Origin of the sequence: Kitasatospora sp. MAA19 (genome assembly GCF_029894125.1) — a bacterium.
Lineage (GTDB): Bacteria > Actinomycetota > Actinomycetes > Streptomycetales > Streptomycetaceae > Kitasatospora.
This window is the reverse complement of sequence record NZ_JARXYZ010000010.1, coordinates 196,445-222,048: the sequence shown is the minus strand read 5'-3', so window position 1 is coordinate 222,048 and position 25,604 is coordinate 196,445. Positions and strand designations below refer to the sequence as shown.

Genomic DNA, 25,604 nt, shown 5'->3' with positions numbered 1-25,604 from the left:
GGACGAGTACCCGCCCGACAATAGCCGAGTCCGCCCCCGCGCCCGTCACATCGTGACCAGCACCCCCGCGTACGAGACGCCCGCGACGACCACCCAGGAGCCGAGCCCGAGCAGGGCGAGCCGCCCGCCGGTGCGGACCATGGTGGGCAGGTGCACGGCGCTGCCGAGGCCGAACAGCGCGGCGGCCAGCAGCAGTTCCTGGGCGTCCCCGGCGAGCGTGAGCGCCCGCTCCGGCAGCACCCCGGTGGTCCGCAGGACGATCATCGCGAGGAACCCCGCCACGAACAGCGGGACGATCGGCGGGCGACGGCCGATCTTGACCGTGCTCTGGGAGCCACCGGTGTCCGCCGTGTCCGGCCCGGCGGCGTTCCCCCCGTCCCACCGCACCCTGCGCCGCACCCCGACCGCCACCCCGGCGACCAGCGGCGCCAGCAGCACCACCCGCATCAGCTTGACCAGGACGGCCTCGCGCAGCGCGCCCGTCCCGCCGGTCTGCGCGGTGGCGACCACCTGCCCGACGTCGTGCACGCTCGCGCCGACCCACCGCCCGAACTCCACCTCGCCGAGCCCGAGCGGGTGCTGGAGCAGCGGCAGTACGGCGATCGCGAGCGTCCCGCACAGGGTGACCAGCGCGACCGAGGAGGCGACGTCCTCCTCCTCGCTGCCGGCCGCCTGGCTGACCGCACCGATCGCCGAGGCCCCGCAGATCGAGTACCCGGTGGCGACCAGCAGCGGCTGGTCCCCGGGCAGGCCGAGCCGACGGCCCAGCCAGAGCGTGCCGGCGAAGGTGGCCGCGACCACCGCGAGCACCATGGCGACGGTGGCCCAGCCGAGGCCGAGCACGTCGTCCAGGCTGAGTTTGAGCCCGAGCAGGACGATCCCGAGCCGCATCAGCCGCTTGCCGGCCGTGGACAGCCCGGGCCGTGCCACCCCGCGTACCACCGGGCGCAGCCCGGGCAGGTGCGCGGCCGCCATGCCGAGCACAACGGCGGCGGTGAGCTTGGGCACGGCGGGCACGGCCGCGTGGACGCCGATCGCGGCGGCCACCCCGGCGGCTGCGAGCAGCAGGCCGGGGGCGTCCCCGCCGAGCGGGGGCAGTGAGCGGGTGCGCGTGGCGCGCTCCCGGAGGGTCAGTGCCACGCCGCCCTCACTGCTGCTGGTCGGCGGGCAGCCGGTAGACCCGCCGGATGCTGGTGCCGAGCCGCGAGACGTCCGCGCCGTACACGTGGATGGAGATGGCGGTGCTGCTACAGGCGTTGCGCACCAGGTGGATGTCGCCGGGCGGGGCGAAGGCGGCGACGGTGCCGGCCGGGCCGGCCACGTGCTCGGTCTCGACCAGCCGGGCGGTGCGGCCGTCGGAGACCAGCCGGTAGCGGGTCTCGCTCTCCTGGCCGCGGTGGACACCGGCCACGCACCAGGAGACGTGGTCGTGGATCGGGGTCTGCTGGCCGGGCAGCCAGACCAGGGCGACGACGGAGAAGCTGCCGTCCTCCTCGGCGTGCAGGACGTGCTGGCGGTAGCGCTGCGGGTCGCCCTCGCACTGGGCGGGGGTGAGCAGCGCGTCAGGCCCGTCGGGGTCGGCGTGCAGGTGCGGCGCGAGGCGTTCGCCGACCAGGTAGGCGGTGAGTTCCGGAGGCAGTCCGCGGTCCACGACGGCACGGATCTCGCCGATCAGGGCGGCCATCCGCTCGGTGAGTCGGTCGCTGCCGACCGTGGCTGAGGGTGTCATGCCAGCAGGTTCGGACGCATACACCTATCACGTCCAACGATGGTTCTTAAGCCCTCCCCCAAATCCAGCTTATGAATCGACCGCACTCAGCCGCAGCACCCGCAGCCACCCACCGGAGCCCCCGGCCATCCGCCGCACCGGCCCCTCAGCACCCGACCCGGCTCGCCGCCGCCTGCCGCAGGTGGTCCAGCACCAGCCCGGTGGCCGGGATCCGCCGGTGCTCGCTCAGCACGTACGCGCTCACCTGCCGGCGCAGGTGCGGCTCGACGGCCCGCCCGGTGACCTTGCGGTGGCACATGAAGGAGAGCACCAGCGCGGGCATCAGCGCGATCCCGACCCCGGCGGCGACCAGGCTCTGTACCGCGAGGTTGTCGTCCGTCGAGAACACGATGTCCGGCGCGAAGCCCTCCTCCGCACAGACGTGCAGCAGATTGGCCCGGCAGCGCGGACACCCGGCGATCCAGCGCTCGCCGTCGAGGTCGGAGAGCCGCACGGCGTGCCGGCGGCCGAGCGGGTGCCCGACGGGCAGCAGCACGGTGAGCAGGTCCTCCATCAGCGGGATCTCGTCCAGCCCGTCCGGCACCTCGGTCGCGGCGCCCGGGTAGCGGAAGGCCAGCGCGATGTCGCACTCCCCGCGCAGCAGTCGCTGGACGGAGTCCGGCGGCTCGGCCTCCAGCAGTTCGACCCGCACACCGGGGTGTTCGGCGAGCAGCCGGGCCATCGCCTCGGGTATCAGGGTGGCGTTGGCGCTGGGGAAGGCGCAGACCCGGACCCGCCCGGCGCGCAGCCGGGCGAGCGCGGCGAGCTGCTGCTGGGCGGCGGAGAGGCTGCCGAGGATCACTTCGGCGTGCCGGGACAGCGCTTCGCCGGCCTCGGTGAGCCGCAGTCCGCGCCCGGCCCGGGTGAACAGCGCGACGCCGACGGTGCGTTCGAGCGCCTTCATCTGCTGGGTGATGGCGGGCTGGGTGTAGCCGAGTTCGCGGGCGGCGGCCGAGTAGGAGCCGGCCCTCACGACCTCGTGGAACGTCCTGATGTGCCGCGAGTCGAACACCGGCTCCATTGCCCCTCCACCCGGTCGTCGTCGTCCAGCCTCCGCAATCATAAGAGGAAATTTGAGGTACCGGCCCCATCCCCATCCGTACCTATGGTTCAGGATCGAACCAGCCTTCTCACTGCTGCGCGGACGGCGGCAGCCCCATCGCCACCCCGGCCTCGACCACCGGCGCCCCGCCCCGCACGCTCGGGCTGCGCCGGCTGCGGCGCTCCACCCAGCGGGCGAGCCAGGAGAGCAGCAGGCACATGCCGATGTAGATCGGCGCGATCACGATCACCACCGGGATGAAGGGCAGGTCGTAGTCGAGGTTGGTGGCGATCAGCTTGCCCGCGTGCAGGAACTCCTCGTACGTGATCAGGAAGCCGAGCGAGGTGTCCTTGAGCGCGACCACCAGCTGGCTGATGATGGCCGGCAGCATCGCCCGGTTGGCCTGCGGCACCAGCACGTACGTCATCACCTGGGTCTTGCGCATGCCGAGCGCGTAGGCCGCCTCGCGCTGTCCCTTGGGCACCGCGAGCACGCCGGCCCGGAAGACCTCGGCCAGCACCGAGCCGTTGTACAGCACCAGCCCGGTCACCAGCGCCCACAGCGGCTGCACCTTGAGCGCCACGAAGACGAAGAAGATCATCACCAGCAGCGGCATGGCCCGGAAGAACTCCACCACCAGCGTGGAGAGCCAGCGCACCACCCGGTGGTCGGACAGCCGGCCGGCCGCGAACAGCGCGCCGAACGGCAGCGCGAACAGCACCGTCCAGCCGAAGGCCTTCAGGGTGTTGCCGAGCCCGCGCAGCAGCAGGTCCTGGACGCCCCGGTACTCGAAGGGCATCCACTTCTGGTACGTGAACTGGTGGGTGTGGAACAGCATGTAGACGATCCAGCCGATCATCGCCGCGATCAGCAGCAGCGCGATCCCCCCGTACAGCCGGTGCCGGGCGAGCGCCTTCGGACCGGGGACGTCGTACAGCGCCGAGGCTTGAACGGTCATCGCGACACCGCCACTCGTCGTTCCAGCAGGTTGAAGACGGCGCTGATGGCCAGGGTGATGATCAGGTAGCCGACGGCGATCCAGACGAAGGTCCAGATGATGCTGTAGCCGAGCTCGTTGATGGTCCGGTAGGTGCCGAGCAGTTCGGTGACGCTGAACGAGCCGGCGATCGCCGTGTTCTTCGCCAGCGCGATCATCACACTGCCGATCGGCGCGACCACCGACCGGTACGCCTGCGGCAGCACCACCACGCTCATCGTCTGCCCGAAGCTCATGCCCAGGCTGCGCGCCGCCTCGCCCTGCCCCGCCGGCACGGTGTTGATGCCGGAGCGCATCGACTCGCAGACGAAGGCCGAGGTGTAGCAGCCGAGCGCGGCCACCGCGAAGGTGAAGAACGGCAGCGTGATGTCGAAGCGCGGCAGGCCCAGCACCACGATGAAGAACAGCAGGGTCAGCGGCGTGTTGCGCAGCAGCGTCACCCACGCCGTCCCGAACACCCGTAGCGGCCGGACGGGCGAGACCCTGAAGCCCGCGATCAGCACCCCCAGCACCAGCGACAGCACGGCGCTCACCGCGAAGAGCGCGAGCGTGCCGAGGAAGCCGTCCCAGTAGGTCGACCAGTTGTCGGTCAGCGTTTTCACGGCGCGGCCCTCTCAGTACCGGTCGATCGGCGGCGGCGTCGGTGCGGGCTCCCCCGAGAGGCCGAGGGTCGCCTCGTAGGCCTTCTTCCAGTCGCCGTTCTGCTCGTTCCGCGCCAGCGCGTCGTCGATCGCGTACCGCAGCACGGTGTCGTTCTTCGGCGTCCCGATCCCGTACGGCTCCTGGGAGAACAGCGGGCCGACCACCTTGAGCTCGTCCGGCGCCTTGGCCGCGTAGCCCAGCAGGATCGCGTTGTCCGTGGTGACGGCGTCGACCTGGCCGGTGATCAGGTTGTCCACGCAGGCCGAGTAGGTGTCGTAGCCGATCAGGCGCGCCTTCGGGTACTGCGACCGGATGCGCTGGTACGGCGTCGAGCCGGCCGCCGAGCAGACCTTCTTGCCGTCCAGGTCCTGCGGGCCGTGGATGCTGGTGTTGTTCTTGCGCACCAGCAGCGACTGCCCGGCGATGAAGTAGGGCCCGGCGAAGCCGACCAGCTTCTTCCGGTTGTCGTTGATGGTGTAGGTGCCGACGTAGAAGTCCACCTGACCGTTCTGCAGCGCGGTCTCGCGGTTGGCCGAGGCGATGGTCTTGAACTGGATCCGGTCCGGCCCGAAGCCGAGGTCGGCGCCGACCATCTTGGCGATCTCGATGTCGAAGCCGGAGTACTCGCCGGTGGCCGGGTTCTTCTCGCCCAGGTACGGCTGGTCCTCCTTGGCGCCGACCACCAGGTAGCCCCGGCTCCGGGCGGCGTCCAGGGTCAGCGAGCCGGTGATCGAGGCGGCGTCCCGTACCTGGTAGCTGGGCAGCGCGCTCGCTTGCGGGCCCTTGGGCGGCGGGGTGCCGGCCTTGCCGCAGCCGGCGGCCAGCACGGCGAGCAGCAGGGCGGCGGCGAGCAGCGTCCGGCCCGGGGCGGCGGGCGTGGTCTTCCTCGTCACGGCGCCGCCTCAGTGCTTCAGGATCTTGGACAGGAAGTCCCGGGCGCGCTCGCTCTCCGGGGCGCTGAAGAAGTCCTCCGGGGCGCGGTCCTCGACGATCCGGCCGTCGGCCATGAAGACCACCCGGTTGGCGGAGGCCCGGGCGAAGCCCATCTCGTGGGTGACCACGACCATCGTCATGCCCTCGCGCGCGAGCTGGCGCATGACGTCCAGCACCTCGTTGATCATCTCGGGGTCGAGCGCCGAGGTGGGCTCGTCGAACAGCAGCGCCTTCGGGTCCATCGCCAGCGCCCGGGCGATCGCCACCCGCTGCTGCTGGCCGCCGGAGAGCTGGGCCGGGTACTTGTCGGCCTGCGCCGCCAGCCCGACCCGCTCCAGCAGTGCGCGGGACTTGGTGTCCGCCTCCGCCCGCGGCCGGCCGCGGACCTTGATCTGCGCGAGCGAGACGTTCTGCAGCACGGTCTTGTGCGCGAACAGGTTGAAGGACTGGAACACCATGCCGACCTCGGCGCGCAGCCGGGCCAGCCCCTTGCCCTCCTCGGGCAGCGGCTCGCCGTCGATCAGGATGGTGCCGTCCTCGATCGGCTCCAGTCGGTTGATCGCCCGGCACAGCGTGGACTTGCCGGAGCCGGAGGGCCCGATGACCACGACGACCTCGCCGCGGCCGACGGTCAGTTCGATGTCCTGCAGGACGTGCAGGTCGCCGAAGTGCTTGTTGACACCGCGCACCTCGATCAGCGGTGTGAAGGCCGCGGGCCCTGCCTGGGCCGGCCCGGGAGCGCTGGTCACCGGCCGCGTCGCCCCTTCAGCAGCCAGCCCAGCGCACCGCCGGCGAGCAGCGTGGCCAGCAGTGCGATCCAGAGCGGCGTGGTGACGGTGAAGACCCAGAACTGGATCTTCACCTCGTCGAGGTTCGCGAACAGGAACCACACGGCGAGGACGCCGAGGACGCCGATCCCGATGTACCGGGTGGGGATCCCACCGATCTCGCTGCGTTTGGAGCCGGCCGAGCCGTCCGAAATCTTGGTCACCGGAGCAGTCTGCGGGCCAGGACGCCGATTTGCCCGGTTACGCGCCCTTACGGGTCAGGGAGTAACCCGCACGGGGCAATCCGACCCCGTGCGGGTTTGGAGCCCGCCCCTCTGAGGTCCGCCCGGCCGATCCCTGCCCGATAGACCTGGGCAGGCCCGGACGGCACCGGCCCGCTACCGCTCGTCCCGCCAGGAGCGCCAGAGCGCCGCGTACGGGCCGCCGGCCGCCACCAGCTCCGGGTGGCTGCCGTACTCGCTGATCCGCCCGCCCTCGACCACCGCGATCACGTCCGCGTCGTGCGCGGTGTGCAGCCGGTGGGCGATGGCGATCACCGTGCGGCCCTCCAGCACCCGGGCGAGCGAGCGCTCCAGGTGCCGGGCGGCGCGCGGATCCAGCAACGAGGTGGCCTCGTCCAGCACCAGGGTGTGCGGGTCGGCCAGCACCAGGCGGGCCAGGGCCAGTTGCTGGGCCTGCGGCGGGGTCAGCACGGTGCCGCCGGAGCCGACCTCGGTGTCGAGGCCGTGCGGCAGCGCGTCCACCCAGCCGCCGGCTTCCACCGCGTCCAGCGCGGACCGCAGTTCGGTGTCCTCCGCCATCGGCGCCGCCAGCCGCAGGTTGTCCCGCAGGGTGCCGACGAACACGTGGTGTTCCTGGTTCACCAGGGCGACCTCGGCCCGCACCCGCTCGGCCGGCATCCGCGCCAACGCCGCGCCGCCGAGCGTCACGCTGCCGCGCCCGGGGGCGTAGATCCCGGCCAGCAGCCGCCCCAGCGTGGACTTGCCCGCGCCGGACGGCCCGACCAGCGCGACCCGGCTGCCCGGCGCGACGTCCAGGCTGATGCCGTGCAGGACGTCCGCGCCCTCGCGGTAGCCGAACCGGACCTCCCGGGCCTCGACCCGGCGGCCGTCCGGGCTGGCGCTCTCGTCGCCCTCGTGCTCGGGCACCTCGCGGACGCCGACCAGCCGGGCCAGCGAGGCCTGGCCGATCTGCAGCTCGTCGTACCAGCGCAGGATCAGGTCGACCGGGCCGGTCAGCATCTGCGCGTAGAGCACCCCGGTGGTCAACTGGCCGACGGTGATCCAGCCCTGGAGGGTGAACAGTCCGCCGAGCACCAGGGTGGCCAGCACCGCCGAGGAGTAGACCGCGTCGATGGTCGGGAACCAGACCGAGCGCAGCCACAGGGTGTAGCGCTCCCAGGCGAGCCATTCGCGCAGCTTGCGGTCCGTCAGCCCGATCCGCTGGTCGCCCAGGCGCAGCGTCTCGACCGTCCGCCCGGCGTCCACCGTCTCGGCCAGCACGGTGTTCACCGCGGCGTACCCGGACGACTCGTTGCGGTAGGACTCCGGCGCGCGCCGGAAGTACCAGCGGGAGCTGACCAGCAGCAGCGGCAGCCCGATCAGCGAGGTGAGCGCGAGCAGCGGCGAGGTGACCAGCAGGGCGCCGATCACCAGCAGCAACGACACGACGGCGACGGCGAGTTCGGGCACCGCCTCGCGCACCGACTTGTCCAGCCGGTCGACGTCGGTGGTGCCCCGGGAGACCAGGTCCCCGGTGCCGGCCCGCTCCAGCACTCCGGTGGGCAGCGCGACCGAGCGGACCAGGAAGTCCTCACGCAGGTCGGCCAGCACCCGTTCGCCGAGGACCGCTCCGCGCATCCGGGACCAGCCGGTGAAGGCGGACTGCACCACCAGCGCCAGCAGGTACCAGCCGACCGCGACCGCGATGGCGCCCTCGGCGGTGCCGGTCGCCAGCGACTCGACCAGGCTGCCGAGCACCCAGGGCCCGACCAGCCCGGCCACGGTGGCCACCGAGTGCAGTGCCACCACCGAGGAGAACCCTGCGCGGTGGCGCCGGGCGAGCAGGCGCAGGTACGCGCGCACGGCGGCCGGGGAGCCGACCGGCAGGGTGGTGGTCGGCCCCTGCTCCTGATGGACGGGGGGCTTCATGACGTGCTCCTCAGCTGCGTGGAAGGACAGGCAGGACAGGCGGGACGGGCAGGGCGGACACCGCGCGCGCCCCTTCGGCCGCTCATACGGCCTCCCCCACCGGCGCCGGCTCCTCGTCGCGGGTGACCACGGCCCGGTAGGCGGGCTCGGTCCGCATCAGGTCGCGGTGCCGCCCCGCGACGGCCGCCCGGCCCTCGCGCAGCAGCACCACCCGGTCCGCCTGGTCGAGCAGCAGCGGGCTGGTCGCGAACACCACGGTGGTGCGCCCGGCCCGGGTGTCCCGCAACCCGGTCGCGATCCTCGACTCGGTGTGGGCGTCCACCGCGCTGGTCGGCTCGTCCAGCACGAGGACGGGCGGGTCGGCCACCAGCGCACGGGCCAGCGCGAGCCGCTGGCGCTGCCCGCCGGACAGCGAGCGCCCGCGCTCGGTGATCCGGGCGCGCATCGCGTCGCCCCCGCAGTCCGGTGAGCCGTCCACCAGGGCCTCCAGCACGTCGTCGGACCGGGCGGCGGCCAGCGCCTCGGCCACCGAGACCCGCCCCGAGGACGGGATCTCGAACAGCCCGGCCAGTGTGCCGGAGAGCAGCACCGGCTCCTTGTCGTGCACCAGCACCGCCGCCCTGGCCTCGGCCAGCGGCACCGTGTCCAGTTCGGTCCCGCCGAGCCGGACGGAGGGCTGCTCCTGCTCGCCCTCGGCCACCGGGACGTGCCCACCGAGCCGCTCGGCGAGCGCCCCGGCGAAGTCCGGGTCCCCGCAGACGACCGCGGTCAGCTCACCGGCCCGCGCGGTCAACCCGGTCGCCGGGTCGAACAGGTCGGCCTGCCCGGGCCGGGTCAGCGAGGCCTCGGCCACGCCATTGGTCCGTTCGAGTGAGAGCACCCGGACGGCGCGCCCGGCGGAGACCCGGGCGACGCTCCAGGCGTGCGCGGCCTCGCCCAGGATCCGCAGCGGCGCCGCGAGGAACGCGGTGGCGCCGTACACGGCGATCAGGGTGCCGACGGCGAGTTCCCCGGCGGCCGCCTGCCGGGCACCGTACCAGGTGACCCCGACCACGAACAGGCCCGGCAGCAGCACCTGTTGGGCCTGCATCAGCGACCACAGCCGGGCCGAACGGACGGCCGCGGCCCGGACCTTCTGGGAGGCCACCCGGTACCGCTCCAGGAAGAGCTCCTCGCCGCCGATGCCGCGCAGCACCCGCAGCCCGGCCACCGTGTCGGCGGCCAGCTCGGTGGCCTTGCCGCCGAGCGTGCGCTGCTGCTCGTACCGGCGCTCGAACGGCCCGATCAGCGGCCAGACGGCGGCCGCCAGCACCGGGACGCCGAGCAGCACCCCGATCCCGAGCACCGGTTCGACCACCAGCACGGCCACGCTCACGGCCAGCCAGACGATCACCGCCGCCCGGACCCGGGCGACGAGTTCGACGTACCAGCCGATCCGTTCGACGTCCCCGCTGCCGACCGCGACGACCTCCCCGGTGGCGATCCGGCGGGACAGCCCGGCACCCAGCCGCGAGGCCTGTCGGGCCACCAACTGCCGCACGTGGCAAGCGGCGTGGATCCAGTTCCAGACGGCCTGGCGGTGCAGCATCACGGCACCGAGCGCGGCCAGCGCGGCGAGCGCCACCGCGAGGGCGCCGGCCCGCCAGATCCCGGCGGCCTCGCCGTCGACGGCGGCCTGCACGCCCCACCCGAGCGGTATCGGCAGCGCCGCCTGGCCGCCCATCTCCAGCAGCGCCCAGCAGGTGGCGACCACCTGCCCGCGCCGTTGGCCGCGCTGCAGCCAGCGCAGGAAGGCCAGGGGTGAGGAGAGATCAGGACTGCCGGGGTCGGCCAGCGGCAGGGGGGTGAGCGGCATGACACTCCGATGCGGGAGGGTACGGGAGGGTGCGGATGATGCGAAGGGAAGACGGCCATGAGGCGCAGGCCCGGGCGGCGCGGCGCGGCGGACCCGGCTCACTCGAAAGGCGGCGGGTACCGCGCGCGGCGGCTCGATCCGGCGCCGCCGACGCGTCCGGGGCGTCGGGCCGGACGGCCCGACGGGACGGCCAGGCTGACGGACTGCCGGACGGGACGGGGAGGGCACGAACGGCCGGTATCTCAGGAGGTCATGGCCGCGAGCCTGCCAACCCCGATGTGATCCGCGCAACAGGTTTTTTCGACGCCCGGCCACCGATCCCCGCCCGGGAGGGCCGCCGACCCCCCGCAAGATTCCCCCGAACGGCGGGAACAATCCCGCCCGGGCGCCAGTTGCCCCCTTCTGGAATCACACGGACAACCAGGAGGGCACCCCTTCCCGTGAGCAACATCCCCAGCGTCACCCTGAACGACGGCGCGCAGATCCCGCAGCTCGGCTTCGGCGTGTGGCAGGTCCCGGACGACGAGGCCACGGCCGCCGTCCGCAACGCGATCGAGGCGGGCTACCGCTCCATCGACACCGCCGCCATCTACGAGAACGAGACCGGCACCGGCCAGGCGATCGCCGAGGCACTGGCCGGCGGTGTGGCCCGCGAGGACCTCTACATCACGACCAAGCTGTGGAACTCGGGCACCCGCGACTGGACCGGCGAGCAGGGCCGCGACGCCGTCCTGCGCGAGTTCGACGCGTCGCTGGCCAAGCTCGGCCTCGACTACATCGACCTCTACCTGATCCACTGGCCGCGCCCGATGCACGGCAGCTACCTGAACGTCTGGAAGGCGTTCGAGCAGCTGCGCGCGGACGGCCGGGTCAAGTCGGTCGGCGTCTCCAACTTCGGGCCCGAGCAGCTCACCCGACTGCTCGACGAGACCTCGGTCGTCCCGGTGCTGAACCAGGTCGAGCTGCACCCGTACTTCCCGCAGACCGAGCTGCGCGCCTTCCACGCCCAGCACGGCATCGCCACCGAGGCCTGGAGCCCGCTGGGCCAGGGCAAGGAGCTGCTCTCCGAGCCGGCGCTGGCGAAGATCGCCGAGAAGCACGGCCGCACGGTCGCCCAGGTCGTGCTCCGCTGGCACCTGCAGAGCGGCGTGATCGCGATCCCGAAGTCGGTCACCCCCGCCCGCATCCGGGAGAACCTGGACGTCGCCGGCTTCGAGCTGGACGCCGAGGACCTCGCCGCGATCGCCGATGTCGCCACCGGCACGCGGATCGGTCCGGACCCGCAGGAGTTCGACTGGAACTGACGGCACCTGCCGTCCGACTTCTCTGACGAGCGGTCATATCGAAAGACCGCCCACCCCGACCAGGGGTGGGCGGTCTTCGGCGTACCGCGATTCACCAACGCCAACTGCCGTACGCCTTCAGCACATCAGACCCTCGACGCGCCGAGCCCTCGGCATGCCGAGCACCCAGCACGCCAGGCCCTCGGCACATCGGGCCGTCAGCGCATCAGGCCGTCAACGCCGGGTCTTCCGTACGTTGGCGAATCGTTTTGGCTGGAGCTCAAAGGGATCCGGCTAGAACCGCGCCGCCTTACCGATGAGCGCCAGCGCGGGCCCGTGCTCACCCTCGTCCAGCGGGGCCAGCAGCAGCCGCTGTACCTCCGCCACTCCGGCCGCCGAGCGGTGCAGCAGGTCCTGCCCCGCCGGCGACAGCGACAGCAGGTTGCGGCGGCCGTCCGAGGGGTCGCGCCGGCGCTGCACCAGACCGCGGCGCACCAGCCTGCTCACCATCTCGGCCATCGTCGCCTTGTCCAGCGACGCCAGCTCACCGACCGTGCGCTGGTCGGCGCCCGGCTCCAGCTCCAGCGCGTCCAGCACCGCGTACTGCGGCGCCGTCAGCTCCGCGCCGACGTGCTCGGACCAGAGTTTCGTGTGCACCTGTTGGCTCACTCTGATCAGGTAGCCGATCGCCCGCTGCGCGTCCAGTATCGGCCGCGCGTCGGTGAAGACGGCGACCGCGGCGGGCTCCAGCCTGGCTATCTTGGCCATCACCCGCACGATCTCCACCTGCTCCTCCGCGGTGAGCGGCTCGAACAGGGTGCGCTGCACGCGGACCACACCGCCGGTGGCCTCACGCACCGCCTGGGCACCGCTCTGCGAGAGGGCGAGCAGTTTGCGCCGGCCGTCGGCCGGGTCACGCCTTCGCAGCACCAGGCCGCGGCGGACCAGCCGCGCGACCATCTCCGCCATCGTCGCCTTGTCCAGCGAGGCCCGCTCGCCGACCGTCCGCTGGTCGGCACCCGGCTCCAGGGCCAGGACCAGCAGTACGGCGAACTGCGGAGCCGTGAGATCGGCTCCGACATGTTCCGACCACAGCCTGGTGTGAACCTGCTGTGCAACGCGAATCAGGTGTCCGGGCGACTGCTGCAGTCGCGCGGACACGCGGGTCGTCGGGATCTCCCCCAGCACCATGTATCCGTCCCGATGTCACACCCGGTGTGTGTGGGACACCCGGGTGGGGCAGTAACGGCGAGTGGGCGTCCAGCTATGAGGGAGGGCGCTCCAGCCGTGCAGCCGGTGGCTGCTGGCGGACACTATACAAACGGCGGGCCCTTGCTGGCAGGCAGGGGCGGATAGTAGACGCAGGTTCGGCAACATTGGCATATTTACGCGCCCGCCACGCCTTCACGGTAACCCGTTCTCAGCAGAAAGCCGACCGGTCGGTCCTTACCGACCGTCACCCGCCGCGCTCCGACCCTGGCCGGCCCACCTACTCGCGGGTAGGGTGTGGCCACCCTCCCCGGGGCGCTCCCCGCGGAGACAACCCCGAGAGAGACGAGAGCGAGCATGACCGAGCAGAGCACCGCCACCCGGGTCGCCGTCGTCACCGGCGCCGCGCGCGGTCTGGGCGCCGCCACCGCCGTGCGACTGGCCGCCGACGGCTACGCCGTGGCCGTCCTCGACCTGGACGAGGCCGCCGGGAAGGACACCGTCGACCGGATCACCGCGGCCGGCGGCCGGGCCCTGGCCGTGGGCGCCGACGTCTCGGACGCCGACCAGGTCCAGGCCGCCGTCGACCGCGTGGCCACCGAGCTCGGCACCCCGGTCGTCCTGGTCAACAACGCGGGCGTCCTGCGCGACAACCTGCTCTTCAAGATGTCCGAGTCCGACTGGGACACGGTCATGAACGTGCACCTGCGCGGGGCCTTCCTGATGACCCGCGCGGTGCAGAAGCACATGGTGGACGCCGGTTTCGGCCGCATCGTCAACCTGTCCTCCTCGTCCGCCCAGGGCAACCGCGGCCAGGCCAACTACTCGGCCGCCAAGGCCGGGCTGCAGGGCTTCACCAAGACTTTGGCCATCGAGCTGGGCAAGTTCGGCATCACCGCCAACGCCGTCGCCCCCGGCTTCATCGCCACCGACATGACCGCGGCCACCGCGGCCCGGGTCGGCATGGACTTCGAAGACTTCAAGCGGGCTGCGGCCTCACAGATCCCGGTCCAGCGGGTCGGTCTGCCCGAGGATGTCGCCCACACCATCTCGTTCCTGGCGAGCGAGGGCGCCGGGTTCGTCTCCGGACAGGTGATCTACGTCGCGGGCGGCCCCCTCGACTGAGCACCGAACCTACACAGGGTTACCACGGGGTGGGAAGCCGGCCGAGCCGGCCTCCCGCCCCGTTTTCTTTACCGGCACTTTTGCAGAATCATTCGAACACCACACTGGCATTCGATCAGAGAATCCCGGAAATCACTCCCCCGGCCGGACCACGTCCCACCAATTGTCGATTTCCCGGGAAAATGACAATTCCCTCCGAAATAGCCCCGGTCGGGTGGGTAAGGTCACCCCCGTGCAAGCCCCGAGTACCCCCGCGCCCTTTCCGAACCAGGGGCCGGAGCCGCTCACCACCACCCACCGCGAGCGCCCGAGCCCCACGCAGGACCACCGCCCCACGCAGGACCACCGCCGTGAGCCCGGCTGGCCGCCGATGAGCCGCCGGCAGGCCGCCCTGCTCGCCGTGACCTGCGTCGCCTACCTGCTGGTCGTGGCCGGTGTCCTGCTCAACACCGCCCTGGTCGACCTGGACTGGTCGGTCCGCCTGCTCCGCCCCTACGAACGCTGGCCCCGCCTGGAGCCGCTGCTCGACACCTGGGTGGTCGCCGGGCAGCGCGGCCCCTCCGCCATCGCCGCCTTCGTCTGGCTCGGCTGGCGCGCCCACCGGCTGGGGCGGCTGCGCCCGCTGCTGGTGATGGCCGTCGCCCTGCTGCTGCTCAACGTCACGGTCGGCGCGGTCAAGATCGTCACCGGTCGGCTCGGCCCGCACTACGCCCAGTACGTCGGCTCCCCCGAGCTCTTCTCCGGCGGCACCATCTTCCCGTCCGGCCACACCGCCAACGCGGTCGTCACCTGGGGCCTGCTCGCCTACCTCGCGGTCCGCTGGCGGCGCACCGGCGCGGTGATCGCCGCCGCCACCGCCTGCTCGATCGGCCTGACCACCGTCTACCTGGGCACCCACTGGGTGACCGACGTGCTGGCCGGCTGGGCCGCCGGGCTGCTGGTGCTGCTCTCGCTGCCCCTGCTGGAACCCCTGGTCGTCGCCGCCGAACAGCGGCTGGTCCGACGACGGGTCCACTGAGCCCGCCCGCCGCGGCCACCGGGCGGGCGCTACCCCTCCCAGCTGCGCTCGACCACACCGTCGCGCACCGCGAGGTTGAGCCGGCCCTCCCGGTGGTCCATGGTCATCATCGCCCCCGGCTCCAGCACCCGGACGAACGCCCAACCGTGCCGCCGGGCCAGCTCCCGGGCACGCTCGATCCGCAGCCCCGCATAGCCCTCTGCGTCCGCCGCCGCGTCCGACCCCGTCATCGCGCCTCTCCCCCACCCGCTCCCTCGGACGTACGCTGGAATCGTAGCCCCCACCCGCGCGGCACGGAGGTGAACGGCCATGCGCGCCACCACCCCGCGGCGGCGGTGGCGCAGCGGCACCGAGCCGTCCACCGCCCGCAGCGATCTCAAGCTCCGCTTCCTGCTCTCGCTCACCTTCACACCGCTGTTCGCGCTCGCGACGGCGGGCTTCGCGATCTGGGCGGCCGCCTCCCCCGCGTACGGCGCCCCCAGCCGCGGGACCCTCACCGGCTTCGCCGTCGCCTGCGGTCTGCTCACCCTGTTCGCCGCCGTCGATCTCGTCGTGGTCATCCGGCGCCGCCGGACCGAGCTCTGACGCGGTGTCTCCCACGGAGTGGGAAGTCGGCCGGACCGACTCCCCACTCCGGCGGTACTCCGACAGCACGCCGCCGACGCTCCCGCACCGCGCCGCCGACCCTCCCGACCACCCGGTCGGCCGCGGTTCGGCACCGACACTCAGCGGCTGCCGACCGCCTGCTTCACCAGCGTCCGCCCGAAGTCCCACATCAGCCCGCTCCCCCGGTGCGCGTCGTCCATGATGTCGGTGAAGGCCTCGATGAAGCGGTCCACGTCGCGCTCCGTGATGATCAGCGGCGGGATCAGCTTGATCACCTCCAGGTGGTCGCCGGACACCTGGGTCAGGATCCGGTGCCGCTGGAGCAGCGGGACGACCACCATCTGGGCGAACAGCCCCTTGCGCGCGGCCTGCAGGGCCGTCCACCCGGTGCGCAGCTTGAGCGACTTGGGCCGGCCGAACTCGATGCCGATCATCAGCCCCCGGCCGCGCACCTCGGCGAGCAACTCGTACCGGTCGACCAGCGCGGCGAGCCGCTCACGGAAGTGGTCGCCGACCTGGCGCGCGTTCTCCACCACCTTCTCGTCGCGCATCACTTCCAGGGTCGCCAGTCCGGCCGCCATCGCCTGGGCGTTGGCGCCGAAGCTGGCCGAGTGCACCAGCACCCGGTCCATCGAGGAGTACACCTTCTCGAAGATCCAGCCCTTGCCGAGCGTCGCCCCGACCGGCACGTACCCGCCGGAGAGGGCCTTGGCCGCGCAGACCAGGTCGGGCAGCACCCCGTCCTCGTGCTGGTAGGCGAAGAACTCGCCGGTGCGCCCGATCCCGGTCTGCACCTCGTCGCAGATCAGCAGCGCCTTGTGCTCGTGCAGCAGGACCTGCGCCGCGCGCAGCCAGCCGGGCGGCGGCGCCTGGACGCCCTTGCCCTGGATCGGCTCGACGATCAGGGCCGCGACGTCGCCGCGCTTCAACTCCTTGGCCAGCGCGCCGAGGTCGCCGAGCGGGATGGCGGTGTCCGGCAGCAGCGGGTCGAAGCCCTTGCGGAAGCCGCTCTCCCCGTTGACCGAGAGCGAGCCGGTGGTCAGCCCGTGGAAGGCGTGGTCGGCGTAGAGGATCCGCCGGCGGCCGGTGGCGTACCGGGCGAACTTGAGCGCGGTCTCCACCGCCTCGGTGCCGCTGTTGCCGAAGAACACCCGGTCCAGCCCGGGCGCGTACGCGAGCAGCCGCTCGGCGAGCAGCCCGGGCAGCGGCGAGCAGTCGAAGCGGACCAGGTCCGGCAGGTCGAGGTCCATCACCTGCTGGATCGCCGACCGCACGACCGGGTGGTGGCGGCCGAGCGCGAAGATGCCGAAGCCGGCCAGCATGTCGAGGTACTCGTTGCCCTCGGCGTCGTAGAAGTACTGGCCCTTGGCGCGCTCGTAGTACTTGTCGAAGCCGATGGTGTGCAGCATCCGCGGCAGCTGCGGGTTGAGGTGGCGGCCGTGCAGCTCGTACCGCTCGGCGCCGCGTTCGGCGATCAGCGCGGCGAGGTCGAAACGGGCGGCGGTACGGTCGGGGTCAGCCGGCATGGCGCTGGTTCGCTCCTCGGGTCGGTAGCAGGTTCTTGGCGAAGACGGCGGTCTGGGCGGCGACCCCGGTGCCGGTCAGGCCGGTCTCCTCCAGGATCTCCCCGCGCGCGGCGTGGCCGAGGAACTCCTGCGGCAGGCCGAGCACCCGCACCGGCACGTCCACGTCGGCGTCACGCAGCGCCTGGGCGATGGCGGCGCCGACGCCGCCGGTGCGGCCGTTGTCCTCGACGGTGACGACCAGCCGGTGAGCGGCGGCCAGTTCCGGCAGGGCCGGGTCGACCGGCTTGACCCAGCGCGGGTCGACCACGGTCGCGGTGAAGCCCTCGGCGAGCAGCAGCCGGGCGGCGTCCAGGCAGGCGGCGGCGGTGGTGCCGACCGCCACCAGGAGGATCTCCGGCGCCCGCCCGGTGCGCAGCAGGACGTCCACCCCGCCGATCCGCTCGACGGCCGGCACCGTCGGACCGATGTTCGCCTTGGGGAAGCGGATCACGGTGGGGGCGTCGTCGACCTCGACGGCCTCGCGCAGCTGGGCCCGCAGCTGGTCGGCGTCGCGCGGGGCGGCCAGCCGCAGGCCCGGGACGACCTGCAGGATCGACATGTCCCACATGCCGTTGTGCGAGGCGCCGTCCGGCCCGGTGACCCCGGAGCGGTCGAGGACGAAGGTGACGCCGAGCTGGTGCAGGGCGACGTCCATCAGGACCTGGTCGAAGGCCCGGTTCAGGAAGGTCGCGTAGACCGCGACGACCGGGTGCAGACCGCCGGTGGCCAGGCCGGCCGCGGAGGTGACGGCGTGCTGCTCGGCGATGCCGACGTCGAAGATGCGGTCCGGGAAAACCTTGGCGAAGCGGGCCAGTCCGACCGGTTGCAGCATCGCCGCGGTGATCGCCACCAGGTCCGGCCGCTCGTCGCCGAGCGCGACCAGCTCGTCGCCGAACACCGAGGTCCAGGAGACCCCGCCGCTGGGTGTGATCGGCAGGCAGGTGTACGGGTCGATCGGGTTGACGGCGTGGAAGCGGTCGGCCTCGTCCTGTTCGGCGGGCCGGTAGCCGCGCCCCTTGACGGTGAGGCAGTGCACGATGACGGGGCCGCCGAAGTTGCGCGCCTGGCGCAGCGCCTGCTCGACGGCGCCGATGTCGTGGCCGTCGATCGGCCCGAGGTACTTCAGCCCGAGGTCCTCGAACATGCCCTGCGGCGCGAAGGCGTCCTTGAAGCCCTTCTTGGCGCCGTGCAGCGCGTCGAAGATCGGCTGGCCGACCAGCGGGGTGCGCTGCAGCGCGCCCTTGCCGAGGGCGAGGAAGCGCTCGTAGCCCTGGGTGGTGCGCAGGGTGGCCAGGTGGTTGGCGAGGCCGCCGATGGTCTTGGCGTAGGAGCGCTCGTTGTCGTTGACGACGATGACCAGCGGCCGGTCGCGGGCCTCGGCGATGTTGTTGAGCGCCTCCCAGGCGAGCCCGCCGGTGAGCGCGCCGTCGCCGATCACCGCGACGGTCCGCCGGTCGTGCTGGCCGAGCAGTTGGGCGGCCTTGGCGAGCCCGTCGGCGTAGGACAGGGCGGTGGAGGCGTGCGAGTTCTCGACCACGTCGTGTTCGGACTCCGCGCGCGAGGGGTAGCCGGAGAGCCCGCCCTTCATCCGCAGCCGGGAGAAGTCCTGGCGGCCGGTGAGCAGCTTGTGGACGTAGCTCTGGTGGCCGGTGTCGAAGACGATCCGGTCGTACGGGGAGTCGAAGACCCGGTGCAGGGCGATGGTCAGCTCCACCACGCCGAGGTTGGGCCCGAGGTGTCCGCCGGTGCGGGTGACGGCGCCGATCAGGAACTCGCGGATCTCCTCGGCGAGCAGCGGGAGTTCGGCGGCCGGGAGCTTTCGCAGCTCGGCCGGGGACGTGACGCTGGAGAGCAGTGACATGGGTACACCTCACGACTCGAAGTGGTGCGGTGGTGCCGCCGCCCGGCGGGGGCGGGGCCGGCCCGGGCGCGGGGCCCGGGCCGGGCGGGGTGTCCTCGGGAGCGGTCGAACGACCCGCTCAGCGGCCGCGGTTGGCGCCGACGGTCTCGGTGATCGCGCGCAGCGACTCCTTGAGCGAGCCCATGGTGGCGAGTACGGCGGTCGGCTCGTAGCCGCAGTGCGCCATGCAGTTGGCGCAGCGCGGGTCCTTGCCGCGGCCGTACTTGCTCCAGTCGGTCTTCTCGACGAGTTCGCGGTAGGTGGGCACGTAGCCGTCGGCCATCAGGTAGCAGGGCCGCTGCCAGCCGAACAGCGAGTAGTTGGGGATGCCCCAGGGGGTGCACTCGAAGTCGGCCTTGCCCTCCAGGAAGTCCAGGAAGAGCGGGCTGTGGTTGAGCCGCCAGCGGCTCCGGTTGCCGCCGGCGAAGGCCTTGCGGAAGAGCTCCCGGGTCTGGTCGACACCGAGGAAGTGCTCCTGGTCGGGGGCCTTCTCGTAGGCGTAGGCCGGGGAGATCATCATCTCGTCGACCTTGAGTTCGTCGTTGAGGAAGTCCAGCACCTCGACGATGGTCTGCGGGGTGTCGGTGTTGAAGAAGGTGCTGTTCGTGGTGACCCGGAAGCCGCGCCGCTTGGCCTCCTTGATCGCCGCCACCGCCTCGTCGAAGGTGCCCTCCTTGGCCACCGACTCGTCGTGCCGCTCGCGCATGCCGTCGATGTGCACGGCGAAGGTGAAGTACGGCGAGGGCTTGAACTTGTCGATCTTCTTGCGCAGCAGCAGCGCGTTGGTGCAGAGGAAGACGTACTTGCGGCGCTCGACGAGCTGGCGGACGATCTCGTCGATCTGCGGGTGCATCAGCGGCTCGCCGCCGGCGATCGAGACCATCGGGGCACCCGACTCCAGGACCGCGCCGACCGCCTGGGCCACCGGCATCCGCTGCTTCAGGACGCCCGCCGGGTGCTGGATCTTGCCGCAGCCTTCGCAGGCGAGGTTGCAGGCGAACAGCGGCTCCAGTTCGACGATCAGTGGGAACTTGTCCCGCCGTTTGAGCAGCTTCTGCTGCATGAGGTAGGTGCCGACCCGCACGGTCTGGCGCAACGGCATGGCCATGGCTAGCTCGCCTCCTGAGGGAGCGTCGAGGATGTGGGGTGGTTCAGGTCTGCGGAGCCGGGCCGGGCCTCCTGCCGGTACCAGTCGACCAGGGCGGGTACCGTCGCCCGCAGGGTCCGCCAGGCGCGCACCCCGGCCGGGAGGGTGCCGGGCCGCAGCAGTTCGCGCTCGGGGGTGTCCACCACCACCCGCAGGACGGCGGCGGGCAGCGTCGGCCGCCGCTCCCGCAGCGCGGCCAGCACCGCGGCGGCCTCCATGTCGACGGCGAGCGCGCCCTGCAGGTGCAGGGCCCGCCGTTCGAGGCCGCGGACCACGTGGTCGGCGGTGTGGTGCACCCCGGCGTGCGCGGTCAGGCCGAGCTCCTTCAGGGCCCGGGCGAGCTCCGGGCCGGAGTCGACCGGGTACAGGTGCCCCTCCGCGTCGCGCACGCCGTCGGCGACCACGACGTCGCCCGGCAGCACGCCCGGGCCGACCGCGGCGCCGAAGCCGGCCACCACGACCGCGCCGTAGCCGCCCGGGGCGGAGCCGAGCAGCCGGCGGACGGCCAGCGCGGCGCGCCGTCGGCCCATACCGGTGCGCACCAGCACCGGCGGCCCGCCGGCCGAGCCGCGCCAGTCGCCGCCGCGCAGCGCCCAGACCTCGGGACCCAGCGCGCAGAGCACCAGGAGGGGGGCGGTGGTCACCGCGCCGCCCCGATCGCCGGGGTCTCGCCGTTCTCCCGGCCGACGGCGGGGCTGCCGTGCAGGTAGCGGCCGAGCGCGGTGACCGGGAAGACCAGCCGGTACAGGTGGTAGTTGATGGAGAAGTCCCACGGGAACCCGGTGCCGGTGAACTGCGGCTCGTCCCAGGTGCCCTCGGGCAGCTGGGTGCGCACCAGCCAGTCCACCCCGCGCTCCACCGCCGGGTTGGCCCGGCCGTCCGGGCCCTCACCGGCCGCGAGCAGCGCCATCAGCGCCCAGGCGGTCTGCGAGGCGGTGGAGTCCCCGCGCCCGGCCCAGCGTGCCGGGTCGTCGTAGGAGCGCATGTCCTCGCCCCAGCCGCCGTCGGCGTTCTGCCGGTCCTCCAGCCAGCGGACGGCGCGGCGGATCGCCGGGTGCTCGTCCGGCACGCCCGCCGCGACCAGGGCGGGCAGCACCGAGCCGGTGCCGTAGATGTAGTTGGTGCCCCAGCGGCCGAACCAGGAGCCGTCCGCCTCCTGGTTGCGCAGCAGCCACTCGACGCCGCGCCGGGTGCCCCGGTCGCGGGCCCGGCCGGTCTCGGCGAGCATCTCCACCACGTGGGCGGTGACGTCGGCGGACGGCGGGTCGACCACCTCGCCGAAGTCGCAGAACGGCAGCTTGTTGGGCAGCGTGCTGGTGTTGTCGACGTCGAAGGCGCCCCAGGCGCCGTTCTTGGACTGCATGCCGAGGTTCCAGAGCACGCCGCGGTCCATCGCCGCGTCGACCTTGGCCTGGTCGGGGTGGGCGACCCGGCGCAGCGCGAGCACCACCTCGGCGGTGTCGTCGATGTCGGGGTAGGTGTCGTTCTCGAACTCGAAGGCCCAGCCGCCGGGGGCCAGCGAGGGCCGCTGGACGGACCAGTCGCCGCTCTTGCGGATCTCCTCGCCGAGCATCCAGTCGACGGCCGAGACCAGCGCCGGGTGGTCGGCCGGCAGCCCGGCGTCCACCAGCGCGATGGTGGCCAGGCAGGTGTCCCAGACCGGGGACTGGCAGGCCTCCAACCAGCGCCGGCCGTCCCCGGTGTGCACGGTGAAGCGGTCGAAGGAGGAGAGCCCGGCCTGCATCACCGGGTGCTCCAGCTCGTAGCCCTCCAGGTGCAGGGCGATCAGCGAGTAGACGGCGGGCGGCTGGATACCTCCCCAGCAGCCGTCGGCCTCCTGCCGTTCGACGATCCAGCGGCAGGCCTGGGAGACGGCGAGCCGGCGCAGCGGGCGCACGGCGCGCCGGTGGTAGGCGTGCAGGACCTTGTCGAGGCGCTCGAAGAGGCCGTCCCAGCTGGTGGCGGGGGCGAGCGGCCGGTCAGGGTAGGGGTGGTCCGGGTCGGTGTGCAGCTCGGTGAGCGGGAAGGGCGCCGGACGGACGGGGCGGTGGGCCGAGACGACGGTCAGCGGGACGATGGTCTGGCGGGCCCAGCAGCCGAAGGCGTAGATGTTCAGCGGCAGCCACTTGGGCAGGAAGATGATCTCGGGCGGCATCTCGGGCAGCCGCTCCCACGGCCACCAGCCGAAGAGCGCGAGCCAGATCCGGGTGAAGACCCGGGCGGCCGCGATGCCCCCGGCGGAGCGGACGTACCGCGCGGCGGCCAGCATGTGCGGGGCGTCGGGGTCGTCGCCGGCGAGCTTGAGGGCGACGTACGCCTCGACGGTGGTGGACAGTTCGGGCGGCCCGCCGTGGAAGGTGGCCCAGGTGCCGTCCTCCCGCTGCTGGGACCGGATCCATTCGGCGGTGGCCTTGGTCTGTTCCTCGGTCCGGATCCCGAGGAACTGCCGGAGCAGTAAGTCCTCGGCGTCCATGGTGACGTTGGTCTCCAGGTCGCCCTTCCACCAGCCCTCGGAGCTCTGCAGCGAGAGCAGGTGCGTGGTGGCGCGGGCCAGGGCCTCCCGCGCGTCGGCCGGTCCGAGATCCGCCTCACCGGCCGGCCGGAGCCGGTCGGTGTCCTCGGGCTGCCACCGCCCGGCGCCCAGCAGGGTCGGGGGGCGGTCGCCCACCGCGACCGGCTCGGAATCGTACTCAGGGTCGAGCCGGCCGTCCGCGGTTGCTGTCAACGTAACGTCACCTCTCTCGTACCACCACGAATTCGGCGAGTGCGACGAAGTGCTCGCGCACCTCGTCGGACATGGGCACCTCGTCCAGGGCGGCGAGGGCAGTCGTGTGCTGGCGGCGGGCTTCCTCCTGGGTCCAGGCGCGGCCGCCGGCCTCCTCGATCAGCGCGGCCCGGGCGGCGAGCTCGGGCTCGCCCTCCTCTCCGCGGCCCTTCGGGTCGGCCAGTTGCTCGGCGAGCCTGCGCGAGGCCGCCCCGCCCTCGGCCAGCGCGGCGGCGACCGGCAGGGACTTCTTGCGCTGGCGCAGGTCCCCCCAGTGCGGCTTGCCGGTGACCTCGGTGGCGCCCCAGATGCCGAGCAGGTCGTCCACCGCCTGGAAGGCCAGGCCCAGGTGGTGGCCGTAGCGCTGGAGCGGTTCGGAGACCTTGTCGTCGGCCCCGGCCAGGACGGCGCCGATCGCGGAGGCGGCGGCCAGCAGCGCCGCGGTCTTGCCGCCCTCCATCTCCAGGCACTCGGCGACGGTGACGCTGTCGCGCTGCTCGAAGGCGACGTCCATGGCCTGGCCGTCGATCAGCCGGCGGCTTGCCGTGGTGAGCAGCCGGACGGCACGCACGACATCGGTGGGGCTCGTACCGCCGGTCACCGCGGCGTCGAGCAGCACCTCCGTGCCGAGCGTCGCCAGGGCGTCGCCGACCAGGATCGCCTGGGCCGGCCCGAAGACCGTCCAGGCGGTGGCCCGGTGCCGCCGGGTCTCGTCACCGTCCATCAGATCATCATGGAGCAGGGAGAAGTTGTGCACCAGTTCAACCGCGACTCCGCCCGGCACGCCGACCTCTGCGGCGGCGCCGGCGGCCTGGGCGGACAGCAGCGCCAGAGCAGGGCGCACGGCCTTGCCGCCGTCGCCCTTGACCGGGGTGCCGTCCCGGTCGATCCAGCCGAAGTGGTAGGCGGCGACGGTGTCCATCGGTGCGGCCAAACGGGCGACCGCGGCCCGTAGCGGCGGGGTGCAGAGCGTGCGGCTGCGGGCGAGCAGCTCCGGCACCGAGACCGGTTCGGCGTGCGCCGTGCCTCCGACGGCGATGCCGGTGCGTGACTCCACGTGCGTTCCCTCTCCCTCGTGGTGCCGGACCGCCCGGGGCGGCCGGGTGCTTGCGATGTCGGTGCGGCTGGTGTGGATGCGGCTGGTGCCAGTGTCGCCGGTGTCGGTGCGGCCGGCGTCGGTAGGGCCCGCGTCGGTGCGGCCGGAGTCGGTGACACCGGCTCGGCCGACGGCGCGCCCGCCGGGTCTGGCGGGGTCCCCGACGGCGGCGCCCGCCGTCACCGGGGCCACCTCCCGTCGCCCCGGTCCACCGGGAGCCGGGTGCCGGTCGCGGCGAGTGCCTCGTCGGCGGCGGCGTGGCCGCTGCGCACGGCCCCCTCCATGGTCGCGGGCCAGCCAGTGGCCGTCCACGCGCCGGCCAGCACCAGGCCGGGGACGTTCGTCCGGGCCGACGGGCGCAGCTGCGCGCTGCCGGGCGCCGGGTCGAAGGTGGCGGTGCGCTCGCGGGTGACGAAGAAGTCCAGCACCTCGGCGCCGGCCGCGGCCGGCAGCAGCCGGGCCAGCTCCGGCAGGTAGCGGCGGCGCAGCTCGGCCACCGGCAGGTCGATCTCGTCCTGGACGGCGGACTGCGAGAGCGCCAGGTACTGGGCGCCGGGGTGGGCCCGGCCGAGTTCGGTGCCGGCCAGGCCGGAGTGCGCGGTGCGGTCGAAGACCCACTGCACCGGGGAGCCGAGGGCGGCGAAGAACGGTCGGCGCAGCACCTTGCGGTCGTAGACCACGTGCACGTTGAGGATCGGCGCGGTGCCGAAGTCGGCCAGCCGCTCCTGGTCGGCGATCGCGTTCGGGGGCAGCAGGGCGGCCGCGCTGTCCTGGGCACCGGCCAGGACGACGGTCTCGGCGGCGATCGGCTCCGCGCCCTCCAGCCGGACGGCGTGCTGGGGCTCGGCGGGCTTGAGCTCCGCGACGCGGGCGCGCAGCAGCACCTTCACGCCGGCGCGTTCCAGCTCGGCGAGCGCCCGGTCGTGGTGGATCGTGCCGAGCGGGACGGCGGCCATGCCGATGTCGGAGGCGCCCGGGTCGGAGAGCAGGCCGGTCTTGAACACCATCGCGGCGAGTGCCAGGGACACCTGGTCGGCCCGGGCGTTCAGGGTCGCGACGCCGACCAGGTCCCAGAGCGCGGCGAGGGTGTTCGCGTTCTGCCCGTTGCGGCGCAGCCACTCGCCGAAGGAGATCTCGTCCAGCGCCGGGTCCGCGAGGTCCAGACCCTGCAGGGCGAGCGCGCCGCGGACCACCCGGGCGCGGTCGGCCGGCCCGAGGTGCGGGTAGCGGGCGAGGCTGCCGGCCAGGTGCAGCGGGACGGGCAGGCCGGCCCGGCGCAGCCGGCCGAGGGTGCGCACCGGGGCCGTCTCGGACCCGGAGACGGAGAGCACCGGGACGTCCAGCCGGTCCTGCAGGGTGACCAGCCGGGTGGCGCCGAGCCGCTCCAGCAGGCCGCGGTAGGCGGTGCAGCAGCGCAGGTAGACGTGCTGGCCGTTGTCGACGGTCAGCTCACCGCGCTGGAAGGAGAACGCCAGCCCGCCGAGCCGGGGCCGCCCCTCGGCCAGCGTGACCCGGTGGCCGGCCTCGGCCAGCCGCAGCGCGGCGGTGATCCCGGCCAGGCCACCGCCGATCACGACGGCGGCCGGGCGCGCGGCATCGGCTCGCCCGGTCATCGACCCTCCCCCTCGCGATTGCTGGACCGCCCGGCGGCGGTCGCTGTGGCCGGCACGCCTGTGGCGGGCCCGTTCGTGGTCGGCACGCTCGTGGTCGGCACAG

Annotated in this window: 23 protein-coding genes; 4 read left to right on the top strand and 19 right to left on the bottom strand. The window is 73.0% G+C overall.

The window, feature by feature from the left end; all coding sequences use genetic code 11:
- Positions 1-45 precede the first annotated feature (45 nt).
- The 10 genes from P3T27_RS18195 to P3T27_RS18150 form a co-directional block, all read right to left on the bottom strand.
- Positions 46-1,134, bottom strand: coding sequence for a putative sulfate exporter family transporter (locus P3T27_RS18195; protein ID WP_280679766.1), 1,089 nt, complete (start codon positions 1,132-1,134; stop codon positions 46-48).
- Positions 1,135-1,147: 13 nt separating this feature from the next.
- The gene (locus tag P3T27_RS18190) at positions 1,148-1,729 is read right to left on the bottom strand and encodes a cysteine dioxygenase family protein (protein WP_280679663.1); all 582 of its coding nucleotides are present in this window, start codon (positions 1,727-1,729) and stop codon (positions 1,148-1,150) included.
- Positions 1,730-1,874: 145 nt separating this feature from the next.
- Positions 1,875-2,780, bottom strand: coding sequence for a LysR family transcriptional regulator (locus P3T27_RS18185; protein WP_280679764.1), 906 nt, complete (start codon positions 2,778-2,780; stop codon positions 1,875-1,877).
- A 118-nt stretch (positions 2,781-2,898) separates the two neighbouring features.
- Positions 2,899-3,768 carry an amino acid ABC transporter permease gene (locus P3T27_RS18180; RefSeq protein WP_280679661.1) on the bottom strand — a complete coding sequence of 290 codons (870 nt, stop codon included), beginning with the start codon at positions 3,766-3,768 and terminating at the stop codon, positions 2,899-2,901.
- Positions 3,765-4,409, bottom strand: coding sequence for an amino acid ABC transporter permease (locus tag P3T27_RS18175; RefSeq protein ID WP_280679660.1), 645 nt, complete (start codon positions 4,407-4,409; stop codon positions 3,765-3,767). The genes P3T27_RS18180 and P3T27_RS18175 overlap by 4 nt, the downstream gene beginning before the upstream one ends.
- A gap of 12 nt (positions 4,410-4,421) precedes the next feature.
- Positions 4,422-5,342, bottom strand: coding sequence for a glutamate ABC transporter substrate-binding protein (locus P3T27_RS18170; RefSeq protein WP_280679658.1), 921 nt, complete (start codon positions 5,340-5,342; stop codon positions 4,422-4,424).
- Between the two features lie 9 nt (positions 5,343-5,351).
- Positions 5,352-6,080 carry an amino acid ABC transporter ATP-binding protein gene (locus tag P3T27_RS18165; RefSeq protein WP_280679762.1) on the bottom strand — a complete coding sequence of 243 codons (729 nt, stop codon included), beginning with the start codon at positions 6,078-6,080 and terminating at the stop codon, positions 5,352-5,354.
- Positions 6,081-6,127: 47 nt separating this feature from the next.
- Positions 6,128-6,373, bottom strand: a complete 246-nt coding sequence (locus tag P3T27_RS18160; protein WP_280679656.1) for a LapA family protein — start codon at positions 6,371-6,373, stop codon at positions 6,128-6,130.
- A gap of 174 nt (positions 6,374-6,547) precedes the next feature.
- A complete protein-coding gene (locus P3T27_RS18155) occupies positions 6,548-8,320 on the bottom strand; it encodes an ABC transporter ATP-binding protein (RefSeq protein WP_280679654.1) in 1,773 nt (590 codons plus the stop codon).
- A gap of 82 nt (positions 8,321-8,402) precedes the next feature.
- Positions 8,403-10,175 carry an ABC transporter ATP-binding protein gene (locus P3T27_RS18150; RefSeq protein ID WP_280679652.1) on the bottom strand — a complete coding sequence of 591 codons (1,773 nt, stop codon included), beginning with the start codon at positions 10,173-10,175 and terminating at the stop codon, positions 8,403-8,405.
- A 440-nt stretch (positions 10,176-10,615) separates the two neighbouring features.
- On the opposite strand from P3T27_RS18150, the gene P3T27_RS18145 reads away from it, so the two are divergent.
- Positions 10,616-11,479 carry an aldo/keto reductase gene (locus P3T27_RS18145; protein ID WP_280679650.1) on the top strand — a complete coding sequence of 288 codons (864 nt, stop codon included), beginning with the start codon at positions 10,616-10,618 and terminating at the stop codon, positions 11,477-11,479.
- A 273-nt stretch (positions 11,480-11,752) separates the two neighbouring features.
- Here the strand turns inward: P3T27_RS18145 and P3T27_RS18140 are convergent, their stop codons facing one another.
- The gene (locus P3T27_RS18140; protein WP_280679648.1) at positions 11,753-12,649 is read right to left on the bottom strand and encodes a MarR family winged helix-turn-helix transcriptional regulator; all 897 of its coding nucleotides are present in this window, start codon (positions 12,647-12,649) and stop codon (positions 11,753-11,755) included.
- Positions 12,650-13,024: 375 nt separating this feature from the next.
- Here P3T27_RS18140 and fabG point away from each other — a divergent pair, with 375 nt between their 5' ends.
- Positions 13,025-13,792: a 3-oxoacyl-ACP reductase FabG gene (gene fabG / locus P3T27_RS18135; protein WP_280679646.1), complete on the top strand. Its 768-nt coding sequence runs from the start codon at positions 13,025-13,027 to the stop codon at positions 13,790-13,792.
- Positions 13,793-14,024: 232 nt separating this feature from the next.
- Positions 14,025-14,810, top strand: a complete 786-nt coding sequence (locus tag P3T27_RS18130; protein ID WP_348534111.1) for a phosphatase PAP2 family protein — start codon at positions 14,025-14,027, stop codon at positions 14,808-14,810.
- Positions 14,811-14,839: 29 nt separating this feature from the next.
- Here P3T27_RS18130 and P3T27_RS18125 read toward each other — a convergent pair whose 3' ends face one another.
- Complete coding sequence (locus P3T27_RS18125) at positions 14,840-15,040, bottom strand: I78 family peptidase inhibitor (protein ID WP_280679644.1); 201 nt, start codon at positions 15,038-15,040, stop codon at positions 14,840-14,842.
- 79 nt (positions 15,041-15,119) lie between these two features.
- On the opposite strand from P3T27_RS18125, the gene P3T27_RS18120 reads away from it, so the two are divergent.
- The gene (locus P3T27_RS18120) at positions 15,120-15,395 is read left to right on the top strand and encodes a DUF6343 family protein (RefSeq protein WP_280679642.1); all 276 of its coding nucleotides are present in this window, start codon (positions 15,120-15,122) and stop codon (positions 15,393-15,395) included.
- A gap of 140 nt (positions 15,396-15,535) precedes the next feature.
- Here the strand turns inward: P3T27_RS18120 and P3T27_RS18115 are convergent, their stop codons facing one another.
- The 7 genes from P3T27_RS18115 to hpnE form a co-directional block, all read right to left on the bottom strand.
- A complete protein-coding gene (locus P3T27_RS18115) occupies positions 15,536-16,942 on the bottom strand; it encodes an aspartate aminotransferase family protein (protein WP_280679640.1) in 1,407 nt (468 codons plus the stop codon).
- A complete protein-coding gene (gene dxs, locus P3T27_RS18110) occupies positions 16,932-18,842 on the bottom strand; it encodes a 1-deoxy-D-xylulose-5-phosphate synthase (protein WP_280679638.1) in 1,911 nt (636 codons plus the stop codon). The genes P3T27_RS18115 and dxs overlap by 11 nt, the downstream gene beginning before the upstream one ends.
- A 118-nt stretch (positions 18,843-18,960) precedes the next feature.
- Positions 18,961-19,989, bottom strand: a complete 1,029-nt coding sequence (hpnH, locus tag P3T27_RS18105; RefSeq protein ID WP_280679636.1) for an adenosyl-hopene transferase HpnH — start codon at positions 19,987-19,989, stop codon at positions 18,961-18,963.
- A gap of 2 nt (positions 19,990-19,991) precedes the next feature.
- Positions 19,992-20,672, bottom strand: a complete 681-nt coding sequence (locus tag P3T27_RS18100; protein ID WP_280679634.1) for a 1-hydroxy-2-methyl-2-butenyl 4-diphosphate reductase — start codon at positions 20,670-20,672, stop codon at positions 19,992-19,994.
- Entirely contained in the window at positions 20,669-22,753 is a 2,085-nt protein-coding gene (gene shc / locus P3T27_RS18095) for a squalene--hopene cyclase (RefSeq protein WP_280679632.1), read from the bottom strand. Before shc ends, P3T27_RS18100 begins: the two co-directional genes overlap by 4 nt.
- Positions 22,754-22,760: 7 nt before the next feature.
- Positions 22,761-23,831 carry a polyprenyl synthetase family protein gene (locus P3T27_RS18090; protein ID WP_280679760.1) on the bottom strand — a complete coding sequence of 357 codons (1,071 nt, stop codon included), beginning with the start codon at positions 23,829-23,831 and terminating at the stop codon, positions 22,761-22,763.
- Positions 23,832-24,067: 236 nt separating this feature from the next.
- Positions 24,068-25,501, bottom strand: coding sequence for a hydroxysqualene dehydroxylase HpnE (hpnE, locus tag P3T27_RS18085; protein ID WP_280679630.1), 1,434 nt, complete (start codon positions 25,499-25,501; stop codon positions 24,068-24,070).
- Between the last annotated feature and the right edge of the window lie 103 nt (positions 25,502-25,604).